Here is a 14,867-nt window from a genome sequence, read left to right as displayed (position 1 = left end):
GGCATGCAGTATAAATCAGTCTCACCCTATTCCTTTGTGCCATGGCGCGCTACGTCACCACCGACTTGCATGGCTGCCTGCTAACGTTTCGCTACTTGGTAGAAGACGTTTTGCATTTGCAGCCTACCGATGAGCTTTATGTACTCGGTGATTACGTGAACAAAGGGCCTGATAGCCGGGGCATCCTAGACTATCTAATGCAATTGCCTCAGCGCGGGTATCAGGTGCACTGTTTGCGCGGCAACCACGACCAAGAGCTACTAGATGCTGCCCACGCGCGCAAACATCTCACATGGGCTTCGCCCGCCGACCAGCAGCAAACGCTGCAGAGCTTCGGCGTGAGTTCTCCCACCGAAGTTCCAGCGCCCTACCTAGCTTGGCTCGACGCCTTGCCATATCAACTGGAGCTACCGGACTTTGTGCTGGTACACGCGGGCTTCAACTTCCGGCTACCGCCCGAACGCATGCGCTCCGATTGGCACACGATGCTGAATATCAAAGAGTTTACATTTGACGTCTCTCGTTTGGGAGGTAAGCGGCTCCTGCATGGCCACGTGCCTACGCCCACTGCCGAAGTGCAGCGCCAAGTGCGGGTAGAAGCTGGCTCTATCGGCCTCGACACAGGGTGTGTTTATCGTCATAATCCGGAGCTAAGCCACCTAGCCGCGCTAGAGCTAGACTCTTTCAAGCTGACACTACAGCCCAACATCGAATCGCCTTACCCAATAGCTCGCCGCTAAGCTGCCGCGGATAAGTTGCGCTACTTACGGCTTCAATACATCCGCTTGCAACACCTTGCGGGCGGCTTGCTGGTAAGGATTATTGGCATCAGCTGCTACTTGCTTCAGCACGGCACTCGCCTCCGAAAGTTGGTTGGCTTGCCAATGTGCCATACCTAGGTGGTAGAGGGCTTTGCGGGCCAGTGGCACTTTGGGTTGCTGGCTGACGCGTCGTAAAAACGTGCGGGCGCCCGCCGCATCTCCATCGCGCAACAGAAAAAGGCCCGTGTAGTACAGCAAAGTATCCTGCCCAATGTTGTTGGTAGGCACGCGGCGCAAGGAACGCAGCGCCGCCGCGTATTGGCCTTCCCGATACTGGCTCATCGACTCAGCCAGCAGCGGGCGAAGATTCGCATCTGTCTCGGCAGGAGAGAGGCCCGGATCGGGCTGGTAGTACTGCTCCCAGGTAACTTCCGGGACGGGCGCGGGGCGGCGGGTGAAAATCCAGAATGCCATGGCTAGCACCAGCACACCCACTACAATGGCTACCCACCGGTTTTGGGTGTGGCGCTGTTGGTGCTGCATGCGCGAAATAGCTGTCTCGCGTTGGTCGAGGCGCCGGTCGAGCAACTCCAGGCGCAGGCGTAGCGTTTCGTGGCCGGCTACCCAGCGCAGATCGGCCGTAAGCTGTTCGTAAGCGGCGTGCGCTTGGCGCAGTTCGTCATCCTGCTCCAAACGCTCCTCAAATTGTTCTTGCTCATCCGGGGTCATCTGACCGTCAGCAAAGCGTTCTAGCAACTCTAGATAAAGGCGAAGATCGGCGGCCGAATTCATGCGTGATAAAGCACTTAAGAAGAAAGTAAGCTTACGGGTAGCGTAGCAACTTAGCTAAGCAAATAACACAAAGAGAACGATGCCCTACAGATCTGTAGGGGCGGCTGCAGAAGCCTGTGGGGCGGGGCCACGACCAACCAGCTCATAGAGCGTGCGCAGGCAGCTGGATTTTTGCAGGCGCGCCACAGTGGCATTGGCGTAGCCCATTTTGCCCGCCACCTTCTCAAAGTTATAGCCCCGGAAGTAGAAGTACATCAGCACCTTTTGGCAGTCGGCACCTAGGTACCCAAACAGTACGAGTAGCCGCTGACGCCGGCCGGCTTCAGCGAGCGGCAACACCGCCGCCGATTTGCCCGCCGCAATGCGTTCGTACGCCATACTATACAAGTGCGCGCGCAAATCTTCGGGCAGTTTTGTTAGGCGCCCATCTGCTACTTGGTCGTAAAATTCCAGTAGCACCGCCCGCAGGAGCTCGTGTGCCTCGGCTGCCGGCAGCTGGTGGTTCAGGTCGGCCCAGTGCGTAAAATGCTCCCGGTGCTGTTGGTAGAAGTTGATAATAAAGTTTTGGTTACCAACGCGTAATCTGGTTAGAACTTCGGCTAGGGGCTGCGCCATAAATCAAGTAACAACTACTATTTATCAGTTAACAGCACGAAAGACGCACCGCCGCAATCAATAACTACGGATGCAAGTTAAATCGGGATAGGCGCTATTCGGTATTGTTAAATGGTAAATGTTAATTGCTAGATGATAAACGACTTGCCCGTACCTTTGAGCCTATGGAAACCCGTATCGCACCTCTAACCCAGGACACCGTCCTATTCGACCTCATCCGTCAGGAAAAAGAGCGTCAGACTCATGGTATCGAACTCATTGCCTCCGAGAACTATGTTTCGGAGCAAGTGATGCGGGCGCAAGGCTCCATCCTGACCAACAAGTACGCCGAAGGCTTGCCCGGCAAGCGCTACTACGGTGGTTGTGAAATTGTGGATCAAATCGAGCAGCTCGCCATCGATCGGGCGAAAGAACTGTTTGGCGTAGAGTGGGTTAACGTGCAGCCGCACTCCGGCGCCCAAGCCAACGCCGCCGTGATGCTAGCCGTGCTCAACCCCGGCGACAAGATTCTCGGCTTCGATCTTTCGCATGGTGGTCACCTCACCCACGGCTCGCCCGTGAACTTCTCGGGTAAGCTCTACAAACCTAGCTTCTATGGCGTAGAGCCCGAGACGGGACTTATCGATTGGGAAAAAGTAAAAGAAACAGCCCGCCGCGAACAGCCCAAGTTGATCATCTGCGGGGCCTCGGCGTACTCACGCGATTGGGACTATAAAACTTTGCGCGAAGCTGCCGACGAAGTCGGCGCGTTGCTGCTGGCCGATATTTCGCACCCCTCGGGCCTCATCGCCAAAGGATTGCTAAACTCGCCTTTCGAGCACTGCCACATCGTGACGACGACGACGCACAAAACCCTGCGCGGACCGCGCGGTGGTCTTATCATGCTCGGTAAAGACTTCGAAAACCCTTATGGCCTGAAAACACCAAAAGGCGAGATTCGGATGATGTCGTCGCTGCTAGACGGCGCCGTTTTCCCCGGCACCCAGGGTGGCCCACTCGAGCACGTGATTGGCGCGAAAGCCGTCGCCTTCGGCGAAGCCCTGAGCGATGTGTATACCGAGTACACGCACCAGGTTATTCGCAATGCTCAGGCGCTGGCCAAGGGCTTCGTCGCACGGGGCTACCAGATTATATCCGGCGGCACCGACAACCATCTGATGCTAATTGATTTGCGCAGCAAAGGCCTGACAGGTAAGCTAGCCGAAAATACGCTCATCAAAGCCGATATCACCATCAACAAGAACATGGTGCCGTTCGACGATAAGTCGCCCTTCGTGACTTCGGGGATGCGCATCGGTTCGGCCGCTGTTACCACGCGTGGCTTGGTAGAAGCTGATATGGAGCGCATCGTTGGCTTCATCGACGATGTACTGATGCACCACGCCGACGAAACGCACCTAGGTCGGGTGCGTCAGCAAATCAACGAGTGGATGCAGCAGTTTCCACTTTTCGCTTAAGCGAGTGACTGAATAGGAGAGTAGCTGCGTACGATAGAAATTACAAAAGCTAGGTAAGGCTACATCCTACCAAGACTAGTTTTCGTTTGTTTCTGTGCTGTCTTGCTCAGTTACTCCGTTACTCAGCTACTCTTCTCCTCCGTTACTCTCTTACTCAGTTACCAATTAAGTGGATCAAACCCGCATAGAAGCTGGACGGACGTTGGACGATTCCCACGAAATGTCCTTTATTGATCATTTGGAAGCCTTGCGGTGGCACATCATCCGCTCGGCTATTTCCATCATTGTTTTTGCCACGGCGGCATTCTTCGCCAAGGACTTTCTCTTTCACGACCTCATCCTAGGTCCGTCGCGCCCCGATTTTTGGACGTACCGCATGTTCTGCCAGTTTGGCCAATGGGTCGGCAACCCGGAGCTGTGCATGGACAAGGTGGGCTTCGTGATTCAGAACCGCGAGATGAGTGGGCAGCTGACGATGCACATCAGTACGTCGTTTATGGTGGGCATCGTGCTGGCTTTTCCCTACACGTTCTGGGAAATCTGGCGTTTCATCAAACCCGGGCTCTACCCGCACGAGCGCGCCAACTCACGCGGAGCGGTGTTCTTCGTATCCATTCTGTTTGCGCTTGGTTTGCTATTTGGCTACTACATTGCCGCGCCGCTGAGTATCAACTTTTTGGCTTCGTACACGGTTGACCCGACCATCGAAAACCAGATTGACTTGCAAAGCTACTTGAGCACGCTCACCACCATGTCGTTGTCTTGCGCCTTCGTGTTCGAGCTGCCCATGATTGTGTTCTTCCTGGCTAAAGCAGGCCTGGTCTCGGCCGAAATCATGCGTTTGTATCGCAAGCACGCCATTGTGGTTATCCTCATCATTGCCGCCATCATTACCCCGCCCGATATTTCCTCGCAGCTCATCGTCACGATTCCAATTTTGCTGCTTTATGAGCTGAGTATCAATATTGCGCGCGTTGTTCGCCGCAACGCCACCAACCGCCTAAACGCGGAGCTAGCAGCGAATAGCGGCGTCAGCTAGAAGCGACTGAGTAGCTAGGTCTAGGTGACGGCGTGTTGTCCAACGATTCAACAAGCCGTCACCTACCTAGACCTAGCTACTCAGTCGCTCTTTTATATACCCTAGGGGTGGCTGTGGGTTTGTATTGTGCAAAAACGGCAGGCACCTTATAGCGCAGTGTAGGCAGTAAGCCTACTTCGTCGATGATATAGTCGGGCGGAATGGGGGTGAAATTGTGCGCGAGGCGTGCTACAGCAGCATACTCCTCCAGATGGCCAAAGTCAACCTGCGCCAATGACCAATCGAGGTACGGTGTTGCCAGCCGGTTATGGAGGTAAGGGCGTTGGTCGTTGCCAAGTACCAGGATGCGTTGCCCCTGCACCGCACCATAAGCTGGATTAGGTTGCACGGCATACTGGCTTTCGGCTGGTAATTGAAGCACCTGCTCTATCCCTAGAATAGTTCGGTAACGAACTGTAACAATGGCACCTAGCACGAGCAGCAATAACACTTCGAGCAGCCAGGCACGCCGGGCCTTTTGCCACAGAAATAAGCTGAAGTACGTTAGTGGGGGGAGTAGTAAAACCAGCGTACCAGGAGCCGTACCACGCCCGGCGGCTACCATAAGAACCGTTACAAGCAGCCAAACTAGCATAAGCTGCTGAAACTTAACCTGGAACACTAGGCCTAACGACGTGCCAAAGGTGCGCGCCAAAGCTAACAGCAGCACTACTCCCGGCAAAATGAACAAGCGCAGCTGCACAAACAAAGGCATGCCGTCGGCGCCTGCTACAAGGCCACGCAGCGTAGGTCGTAAGTGAAACTGCACAAAGTCGGGCACCGACTCGGCGTAGAGAAAGAATGTAGCCGCTACGGCATACGGAAAAAAGAACCCACACAGCAGCAGCAAAAAGCTACGGAAAGAGTTGGCCGCAAAAATGATAACGGCAAACAACCCAACCAACAAGAACAGCGCTAGCGGTAGATAGCACAGCGCGGCTACCCCGACTAGAAAGCCTGCTCGGAACAAGCGGCGGTTGTCGTAGCCTTCGCGGGAAGTAGGGAGCAAGGCGCTCAGCGACAAGATGATAAACGTGTGTCCTAGCAGTAGTGGGGAGAGCGTGTCGAGGTCGGAAGTGAGACTAGCGAGCAGCAGGTACGTAAGGGCCGCCAGAAAGCCGCGCTCTGGGTGGACATCGGCGCGGTTGAGTACCACATTGAGCCGTAGCGCTTGAAACATCAGCAAGGCCAATGCTAGCACTCGGTAGAGCCACAGCGGACGGCTTGCCACAAAATCGAGGGCGCCAAAGAAAGCTGTAGCGAGTGGTGCGGTGCTGTCGTAGAGGCCCCGGTAGAGCAGCGCTCCTTCGTGCAACCGTTCGCCCACGAGCAGCGCCCGCAACTCGGCCGGGGTAAGCGGTACACCTAGCCAAAGCAGTGGCAGGCGCACGGCTAGCACCAGTACTAGCAACATAACCAGCCGAGTAGGTAGCGGACTTTTAAAGAAACGAAGCAGAAACGTGCGAACTAAAAGATGAGTAACTAAGAATCGAGCGAAACTGAGCGTGTGAACCGCCCGGCGGCAACCTTCCACGCCAGACCACGTCCGCAAAAGTAGCATAGGCATAGTTGCCGTGCTTGCTCTGCTCGGTGGCTGACTGCGAATTACAAAACGTTAAATAGCCGGAAAGGCACCTCCAGCTTTGCCCCAACTCGTTAACCTTCGCACTGAGCAGCAATCCGTACGTCGCCAATCCCTTATCTTTGTTCACTCATTATGGAAAGTAAACGCCAGCAAAAGTTTTCTAGTCTTCTACAGCAGGAGCTAGCTACGGTTTTTCAACGCGACCTGCCGCACCTGTTTCCAGGTTTGCCGCCAGGCATCAGCACCGTGCGCGTTGCGCCCGACCTAGGAGTCGCCCGCATTTATCTGAGCCTGCTCCTAACCACTAATGGCGACGCTGTCTTGCAGGAGGTGCGCGACCACACCAAAGAAATTCGCTTGGCGTTGGCCAAGCGCATTCGGCAGCAAGTGCGCGTAGTGCCCACATTGGTGTTTTTCCTCGACGATAGCGCTTCGTACGCAGCGCACATGGACCAGGTACTGAGCGACCTCAACATTCCGCCGACGACCACTAACGACGACGAGCCAGACTCAACCACGGGCCCGAAACGACCGAAGCTCTTCGCCGACGAAGACGAATAGATGAGTGAATGGGTAACTGAATGAAGCCGTTAATTAGCTATCCATCATTTAGTTACTCTGCCACTTTTTGCTCCATTACTCACATACTTCGTTACTCTTTTGTATTACGATCCGATTAAAAAGTCGTTGGGGGAGGTGTTCAATCGTACGCCGTGGCTGCGTCGCACTTTCTACCATCTGCTTGATTTGCTGCTGCTTCGGACCTGGCACGTACACCGGGAACTGCGCCAGTGGGCCAAAGGCCGTCAGGATGAAGCCCTAAATATTCTGGACGCTGGTTCAGGCTATGGGCAATACACGTACTGGCTGTCGGGTATGAGCAAGAAGTGGCATATCCTGGCCGTCGATGTGAAGGATGAACAAATTGCCGATTCCAACCGCTTCTTCCGGCAGATTGGGCGCACCAATGTGCAGTTTGCCGTGCAGGACCTCGTGCTCTACCAAGAGCCCAACAGCTTCGACCTAGCCTTGTCGGTCGATGTTATGGAGCACATTCTGGAGGACGTAGAAGTATTCCGGAACGTGCACGCCTCGCTTAAAGATGGGGGCATGTTGCTGATTTCCACGCCGTCGGACCAGGGCGGCTCCGACGTGCACGCCGATGGCGAAACCAGTTTCATCGAAGAGCACGTACGCGACGGCTACAACATCCACGAGATTCAGCAGAAGCTGCGCACAGCGGGTTTCGAGCGAATTGAGGCCCGCTACAGCTACGGCGAGCCAGGGCAGGTTTCGTGGCGCCTGAGCATGAAATACCCCATTTTGATGCTAGGTGCCTCAAAGTGGTTTTTTGTGCTGTTGCCGTTTTATTACCTTATCACGTTCCCGTTCTGCCTCATTCTTAATACAATTGACGCACGCATGAAGCATGATTCGGGCACGGGCCTAATTGTGAAAGCTTGGAAATAAGACCTTTTGCAGTGCGCCGCGTATCTTGCTGCTGTTAGAACCTAGCTTGCCTGATTCTTGCTGATACTTTAACGAGAGCTGTGAAATAAGTAATCTGCATTATCAGCAGAAAACATAGTTTTGACAGCCACGCTGAAGCACTTAGCTAAAGAAGGAATTCGTACACCATGCTTGCTAGCTAATTACACGTATTCATTAACCCAATTAATTTACGCGTCCGCGCCGCATGAACGTTCCGCTGCTCATTGCTCGGCGTTATTTCTCCTCCAAGAAGAAGCGCAACATCATTAGCATCATCTCCAACATTTCCATGATCGGCGTGGCAGTGGGGACGATGGCGCTCATCATTGTACTATCCGTATTCAACGGACTAGAGGATTTGGTTCGCTCTCTCTACAGCAAATCGGACCCCGATCTGGTCATTTCGGCTACGAAAGGCAAAGCGTTCGAGGTGACGGCGCCATTGCTGACGAAGCTAAAGGCCACGTCGGGCGTGTCACTCGTAACGGAGGTAATTGAAGACAACGCCTTGCTTCAGTACCACGATCGGCAGATGGTGGTGAAGATGAAGGGAGTGAGCGAGAACTTCTTCGCGCAGAGTAACATTGATTCAGCCCTGGTTGAAGGTGACCACCAACTCATGCGCGGTGGTGAGCCGTACGCGTTGCTTGGAGCTGGCGTCCAGCACGAACTGAGCATTGCCCTGAATAACCGGTTTTCGCCGCTGCACTTGTTGTATCCCCGCAACACCGGCAAGAAGGCGTTGTCGCTCAACCCCGAAAATGCCTTCAACGAGCAGAACATCTTCGCGGGTGGCGTCTTTCTGATTGAGCAACACATCGACGACAGCTACATCTTCGTGCCGTTGGAATTTGCGCAGAGCCTGCTGCGCTATGGCAACAAGCGTACCTCCCTGGAGGTGCGAGTTGGCAATGGCTACAGCATTGCGGACGTGAAGGAAACGCTACGGAGTGAGCTAGGTACCAGCTTTCAGGTGCTCGACTCAGACGAGCAGCACGTGAGCCTACTGAAGGCCATTAAGGTGGAGAAAATGTTCGTATTCATCACGTTTGCATTTATCCTGCTCATCGCCTCCCTCAACATCTTCTTCTCGCTCTCGATGCTGGTAATTGACAAGCGGAAGGATGTGGCGGTACTAATGGCCATGGGCTGCACGCGCGTCACGATTCGCAATATATTCCTGTACGAAGGGGCTATCGTGGCCCTGGTGGGCGCTGTGACGGGGCTGGTGCTAGGCGTCACGATTTGCTGGCTGCAACAAACATTCGGCCTGGTGTCGATGGGCATGGCCACAAGTGTCGTTGACTCTTACCCCGTCAAGATGCAATTTCTTGACATTATCCTGACCGCTATTGCCATCATCGTGATTACCATCACGGTTTCCATTCGCCCAGCGTTGGCGGCATCCCAGCAGGATTTGCGCGAGAACTTGTAAGGCGCTATTAGCTAAATAGCAACGTAGTAGCCTTTAGATTATCAGATTGGTAGACACTAGCCCTGTTTACAACTATAGGGTGTTACTATTTGTAGATTTACTTTTACTTTATGATAAATAATATAGTATTTAGTATTTGTCCTTACTTTCAGCTTCCGATTATACGCGCTATTTATGAAAGTTTCTACTTCTCAACCATTTCAGATTGTTTATTCGCTCCTGGAGCATGAATACCTAGGCTATCTGTTTGAGTCGTATGTAATTCAGCGTAATTCGCGCGGCCAACTCACGTTGCAGCACCAGACTGTATCAGCTAAGAATGCATCGGAGTTTGCAAATGGCCTTGATGAAGTAGATTTTGAATTAATTGCCCTGACCGACCAAATCCAGCAGGACGCCGTCATCAAGGAATTCTGGCCCAAAAAAACGACGCCTGCTGACTTCTTCCTGAAGATATACGACGCCGACAAGGGCGACAAAGGCTTGCAGGATGCCATCTGCCGCTACGTACAGGAGCGCATGAGCCAGATTCTGGATCGGTTGGCGGGCAAGTGCGTGTTCATCATGGGGAAGGACGGGGAACCCACGTGGCGCGAAATTGGGCTAGCCCCAGAGCCCGCTTCAGTGCTATTCCATTTTCGCCGCAACGAAGACAGCACGCATTACTTTCCAACGATCCAATACAAAGGGCAAAAGCTTGATTTTCAGTTTAAAAACGCGGTGCTCGTTTGTGTGCATCCCGCCTGGCTACTGCTGGATAACCTGATTTATAACTTCAGCAAAGACGTTGACGGCAAGAAACTGCAGCCGTTCTTGAACAAGAAGTTCATTATCATTCCGCGGCAGGTAGAGGATAGCTACTTCCAGCGCTTTGTGGCACCATTGGTAGAGTCGTTCGACGTGCACGCCCGCGGCTTCGATATCCGCTCTGAGCGCTACATTGCTCGGCCGCAGCTTACGTTCTCGGATGCACCCCGCGCCGTCGTGGTGGAGGAAGAGCGACGCCCCACCGCGGGCCGGCCGCGCACGACCGACGTGCTAGTTCCCGCCGTGTCTGATCATATCCATTTCGACTTGTCGTTTCGCTACGGTGACCATACCGTCCCGAATAACTATGATAAGCGGGTGAGCGTGCAGCTTGAGAAAACATCCGATTCTTATGTGTTTCACCGCCTTATCCGCAACTTTGAGCAGGAGCAAGAAAGTTTGCGTGAGCTAGCCGATCGGGCATTAGAAGTGCGCAATGGTCGGGCTGTGATGGAAAAAGCCACCGCTTTCCGCTGGCTGCACAGCAACGCCGAAGACCTAGCCCGGCTCGGGTTCACTGTGAAACAAGGTACTACTTCCGGCAAAGACTATTTCATCGGCTCGGTGACGGTGCAAGTAGGCATCACCGAAACCAACGACTGGTTTGACGTGCATGGCACGGTGCATTTTGGGGAGTTCAAAATTCCCTTTATCAAGCTGCGCCCCTACATCCTGAACAAGCGCCACGAGTTCCGGCTGCCAAACGGCCAGATTGCCATCATTCCGGAGGAGTGGTTTACGCAATACCTGGAGCTATTTGCCTTCGCCGAAGAACAACAGCATAGCCTCACCCTGCGCAAGCACCACCTCGCCTTGGTGTCAGACTTGCAAAATGGCAACCTAGCTACCGTCACGATGTCGCGGAAGCTGGAGAAGCTGCGGGGCTTTGAGGCCGTGGAAGATAAGCCGCTGCCAGCTAGCTTTCGGGGCGAGCTGCGCCCCTACCAAAAGGCAGGCTACAACTGGCTGCACTTCGTGAAGGATTACCATTTTGGCGGCTGCCTAGCCGACGATATGGGGCTGGGCAAAACCGTTCAGACGCTGGCGCTGCTGCTGCACCGTAAGGAAAGCGGTGAGGCGGGCGGGGCAGCCTCATTGCTCGCCATGCCTACTTCGCTGGTATTCAATTGGATGAGTGAGGCCTTTAAATTCACCCCTAGCTTGCGCCTGTTGATCTACACGGGTACGTACCGCGACAAAAACGTGGAGCAGTTTGCCGGCTACGATGTGGTCTTGACTAGTTACGGTATCGTGCGGCTCGACGCCGAGCTGCTGCGCACCTACCACTTCGACTACATTATTCTGGATGAGTCGCAGGCCATCAAGAACCCTAGCTCTACCACGTCGCAGGCGGTGCGGGGCCTGAAGTCGCGGCACCGGCTTATCCTGACGGGTACGCCGGTAGAAAACAGCACCATGGATTTGTGGTCGCAGATGTCGTTTATTAATCCGGGGCTACTAGGGTCGCAAGCATTTTTTCGCAAGGAATTCCTGAAGCCTATCGAGAAAAGCAAGGATGAAGCGCGTACGCGCAAGCTGCACGCGCTCATCAAGCCGTTTATTTTGCGGCGGCATAAGGCGCAAGTAGCGAAGGAGTTGCCCGCTAAAATAGAGCACCTGAGCTACTGCTCCATGACGGAGGAGCAGGCACAGTGCTATGAGGAAACCAAGAGTTACTACCGCAACAAGATCCTGAAGAATATCGAGGAGCATGGTACGGCCGGTACGCAGTTTATGCTGCTGCAAGGCCTAACCAAACTCCGCCAGATTGCCAACCACCCGCGCATGGCCGACGAAGGCTACGAGGCCGAATCGGGCAAGCTGCGCGAGGTGATTCGCATGATCAAGGGAGTAGTATCAGAGAAGCACAAAGTGTTGGTGTTCAGTCAGTTTGTGAAACACTTGGACATTGTACGCGATTCGCTCGACGAGCGCCAGATTGCCTACGCCTACCTCGACGGCAATACCCGCGAGCGGCACCGTGAAGTGCAACGCTTCCAAGAAGATGACGACTTGCGCGTGTTTCTTATTTCGCTGAAAGCCGGTGGTGTAGGCCTCAACCTAACCGCTGCCGACTACGTGTTCATTCTCGACCCGTGGTGGAACCCTGCCGTGGAAGCGCAAGCCGTCGACCGTGCCCACCGCATTGGGCAGCAGCGTACCGTGTTCACGTACAAGTTCATCAGTAAGAACACCGTAGAGGAGAAAATCCTGGCCTTGCAGAACAAGAAGATTCAGCTTGTAACCGACTTGATAACAACGGACGAGGCTATCATTAAGAGCCTCACCAAGGAAGATATTGAGGAGTTGCTAGGCTAAAGCTAGGTTCGCCAATCTTGTTCTGGCCGTTGAGTAGGGGGTAGAGAGTGCCAGTTTCTTTGCCGTTTTGCGGCTAAGAACTTCCAGTCTGGCTATACCTAGGTCACCTCAGCTCAAGGCAGCTTCTAATGTTGGGTCTACTTGTGTGGCCCAAGCCGCCAGCCCGCCCGTCAGGTTTATCAAGTTGTCGAACCCGAATTTCTCTTGCAGCTGCTCAATGCCCGCGGTGCTGCGGCGCCCCGTGCGGCAGTATACTACCACTGGGTGATGGCGCGGCAGCTCTTCGACGCGCTCGGGCAAATAAGCCAACGGGATAAGCGTAGCCCCCGGCAAATGACCTAGCTCATACTCAGCCGGTTCGCGCACATCGAGTAGGAAGGGAGGCTCGTCTGACTGAAGTTGTGCTTGCAGCTCCTGGGCCGTAATCTCCTGAAGCGGCGGGTGGCACAGCTCGGCATAATCAGCGGAGTCGGCTGTTGCTAAGTCGATGAGGGCTCGCTCGGGGTGACGCGGGAAGCGCAGAATACGCGTTTGGAAAGACAAAGCGTCGAACAGCCATAGGCGGCCCCGTAGCACCTCGCCAAGGCCTAGGATTACCTTCATGGTTTCGGTGGCTTGGGCACAGCCAATCAGGCCGGGCAGCACGCCGAGTACGCCGGTCGCGTCGCAATTGGGCGCTTCGTTGGCGGAAGGAGGAGTTGGAAACAAGCACCGGTACGTGGGTCCGCCCTGGTAGTTGAACACCGATACTTGCCCTTCAAACTTGTAGATAGCTCCCGAAATCAAGGGCTTGCCTAGGCTCACGCAGGCATCGTTGAGCAGGTAGCGGGTGGGGAAATTATCGGACCCATCGACCACCACATCGTACTGTGCTACCAGTTCGCGCACGTCGGCTAGGTCGACGCGCTGCGGGTATACTTCACAGCGCACGGCTGGGTTGAGGCGCTGCACGGCGCGGGCGGCGGCCGCGGCCTTGGACTGACCTAGGTCGGCGTCGCCAAAAAGAACCTGCCGTTGCAAGTTGCTGGCTTCCACCTTGTCGGCGTCGGCGATGCCGAGAGTGCCCACGCCGGCCGCCGCCAAGTACTGAAGCACCGGGCACCCTAGGCCTCCGGCTCCCACCACGAGTACACGGGCAGCTAGCAGCTTCTCCTGGCCCGCCTCCCCAATCTCTGGAAGCTGCAAATGGCGACGATAACGCTGACGTTCGGTAGTAGAAAGCAACTGGTATAAGGTTAATGGTTGAAGGGTATGCGCTGGACTAATGGCTCAGCTTAAGCACTCAGCTAGCCTTGCCACGACTTATAGTTCTTGACACGTGTGTCGTCGCCTTGTAAAACTTACTTCTGACTTATAAGGTTAGATTATACCAACGCGAACGACAGAAAGATGTAGTGGGGTTCGTTCAACGATGCGCGAGGCGGAAGCTTTGCGCTCCAGATCGGTAGCCGCCGGCCCACTACTCAAAGATTCAACACTCAACACTCTGAGAAATGGCTTCTCCCGTTTTTTTGCCTGCTGCCAGCTATGATTATGCAACGGTGCAGCGCGTGGCCGGCGGTCAGGTCATAACCGAATCAGACCTGGTGGCGGCCGAGGAGCCGCTGGAAATTCGGCTGGGCTTTGGGCCGGCTGGGCAGCGTGAGCACCGCACGCTTTCAGTAACCATGCGCACGCCCGGTCACGATTTTGAGCTGGCGGCGGGCTTCTTGCTCACCGAGGGTATCATTCAGCGGCGGCAGGATCTGACTGGGGTTATCTACTGCCCCGACGTGGAGAAGCCCGAAGAGCGCGAGAACGTGGTGCGTGCCGAGCTAGCCTCGTCGGTGGAGGTGTCGATGCCGCGGCTGGAGCGCCATTTTTACACTTCCTCAAGCTGCGGTGTGTGTGGCAAAACCAGCATCGACGCGGTGCAGGCGGCCTCGTGCCCCGTACTCCCAACCGATGGCCCCTTCGTAGCGGCTGAGCTGATTCATGAGCTGCCGGCTCGGCAGCGGGCGGCGCAGGAACTGTTTGAGCAAACTGGCGGCTTGCACGCGGCAGCGCTGTTTTCGCCTACTGGCGAGCTGTTGCTCTTGCGCGAAGACGTAGGGCGGCACAATGCGTTGGATAAAGTGATAGGGGCGGCGCTGCTGCAAGAGTGGCTGCCTTTGCACAATAGCATTCTGCTGGTGAGTGGCCGGGCTAGCTTTGAGTTGGTGCAGAAAGCCGCCGTAGCGGGCATCCCAGTAATGGCCGCCGTGGGCGCTCCGAGCAGCTTGGCGGTACAGGCCGCCGCCGGCTTCGGCATGACGCTGTTGGGGTTTGTGCGCCAGCAGCGCTACAACGTCTACTCGGGCGCGTGGCGGATAACAGGCGCTGGCAGCTAGAGACCAAAAATTATGAACGGGAAGCTAGGATATAGGAGCATCTTTCCCGCTGCTATTCTATACCCTTTGCTTCTGTTGTACGTAACTCTTACTTGCATATCCACCCCTTCGCTTTAAGCTCCTCAGGTCTAACTCCCGGCTTCTAGCTCCTTTGTATC

Annotated in this window: 12 protein-coding genes; 8 read left to right on the top strand and 4 right to left on the bottom strand. The window is 54.9% G+C overall.

Features of this window, described 5'->3' with window-relative positions; all coding sequences use genetic code 11:
- Positions 1-41: 41 nt before the first annotated feature.
- On the top strand, positions 42-740 hold the full coding sequence (locus BXP70_RS02640; RefSeq protein WP_086592442.1) for a metallophosphoesterase family protein: 699 nt from the start codon (positions 42-44) through the stop codon (positions 738-740).
- A 24-nt stretch (positions 741-764) separates the two neighbouring features.
- Here BXP70_RS02640 and BXP70_RS02635 read toward each other — a convergent pair whose 3' ends face one another.
- Together BXP70_RS02635 and BXP70_RS02630 are read right to left on the bottom strand one after the other, a co-directional pair.
- Positions 765-1,553: a tetratricopeptide repeat protein gene (locus tag BXP70_RS02635; RefSeq protein WP_086592441.1), complete on the bottom strand. Its 789-nt coding sequence runs from the start codon at positions 1,551-1,553 to the stop codon at positions 765-767.
- 84 nt (positions 1,554-1,637) lie between these two features.
- Entirely contained in the window at positions 1,638-2,168 is a 531-nt protein-coding gene (locus BXP70_RS02630) for a hypothetical protein (RefSeq protein WP_086592440.1), read from the bottom strand.
- A gap of 164 nt (positions 2,169-2,332) precedes the next feature.
- Here BXP70_RS02630 and BXP70_RS02625 point away from each other — a divergent pair, with 164 nt between their 5' ends.
- Positions 2,333-3,625, top strand: coding sequence for a serine hydroxymethyltransferase (locus BXP70_RS02625; protein WP_086592439.1), 1,293 nt, complete (start codon positions 2,333-2,335; stop codon positions 3,623-3,625).
- Between the two features lie 220 nt (positions 3,626-3,845).
- Positions 3,846-4,664, top strand: a complete 819-nt coding sequence (tatC, locus tag BXP70_RS02620) for a twin-arginine translocase subunit TatC (RefSeq protein ID WP_086592438.1) — start codon at positions 3,846-3,848, stop codon at positions 4,662-4,664.
- A 76-nt stretch (positions 4,665-4,740) separates the two neighbouring features.
- On the opposite strand, the gene BXP70_RS02615 is transcribed toward tatC, so the two are convergent.
- Complete coding sequence (locus tag BXP70_RS02615; protein ID WP_086592437.1) at positions 4,741-6,117, bottom strand: hypothetical protein; 1,377 nt, start codon at positions 6,115-6,117, stop codon at positions 4,741-4,743.
- Positions 6,118-6,420: 303 nt separating this feature from the next.
- Here BXP70_RS02615 and BXP70_RS02610 point away from each other — a divergent pair, with 303 nt between their 5' ends.
- From BXP70_RS02610 to BXP70_RS02595, 4 genes are all read left to right on the top strand, one after another.
- The gene (locus BXP70_RS02610; protein ID WP_086592436.1) at positions 6,421-6,849 is read left to right on the top strand and encodes a ribosome-binding factor A; all 429 of its coding nucleotides are present in this window, start codon (positions 6,421-6,423) and stop codon (positions 6,847-6,849) included.
- A 99-nt stretch (positions 6,850-6,948) separates the two neighbouring features.
- Positions 6,949-7,758, top strand: a complete 810-nt coding sequence (locus tag BXP70_RS02605) for a class I SAM-dependent methyltransferase (protein WP_086592435.1) — start codon at positions 6,949-6,951, stop codon at positions 7,756-7,758.
- Between the two features lie 226 nt (positions 7,759-7,984).
- Positions 7,985-9,214: an FtsX-like permease family protein gene (locus BXP70_RS02600; protein WP_086592434.1), complete on the top strand. Its 1,230-nt coding sequence runs from the start codon at positions 7,985-7,987 to the stop codon at positions 9,212-9,214.
- A 174-nt stretch (positions 9,215-9,388) separates the two neighbouring features.
- Positions 9,389-12,340: a DEAD/DEAH box helicase gene (locus BXP70_RS02595; RefSeq protein ID WP_086592433.1), complete on the top strand. Its 2,952-nt coding sequence runs from the start codon at positions 9,389-9,391 to the stop codon at positions 12,338-12,340.
- 108 nt (positions 12,341-12,448) lie between these two features.
- Here the strand turns inward: BXP70_RS02595 and moeB are convergent, their stop codons facing one another.
- Positions 12,449-13,564: a molybdopterin-synthase adenylyltransferase MoeB gene (moeB, locus tag BXP70_RS02590; RefSeq protein ID WP_086592432.1), complete on the bottom strand. Its 1,116-nt coding sequence runs from the start codon at positions 13,562-13,564 to the stop codon at positions 12,449-12,451.
- A gap of 269 nt (positions 13,565-13,833) precedes the next feature.
- On the opposite strand from moeB, the gene fdhD reads away from it, so the two are divergent.
- Positions 13,834-14,709, top strand: a complete 876-nt coding sequence (fdhD, locus tag BXP70_RS02585; protein WP_086592431.1) for a formate dehydrogenase accessory sulfurtransferase FdhD — start codon at positions 13,834-13,836, stop codon at positions 14,707-14,709.
- Positions 14,710-14,867: the final 158 nt, after the last annotated feature.

Origin of the sequence: Hymenobacter crusticola (assembly GCF_002154225.1) — a bacterium.
Taxonomy (GTDB): Bacteria; Bacteroidota; Bacteroidia; order Cytophagales; family Hymenobacteraceae; genus Hymenobacter; species Hymenobacter crusticola.
This window is presented reverse-complemented; position numbering and strand designations above follow the sequence as displayed.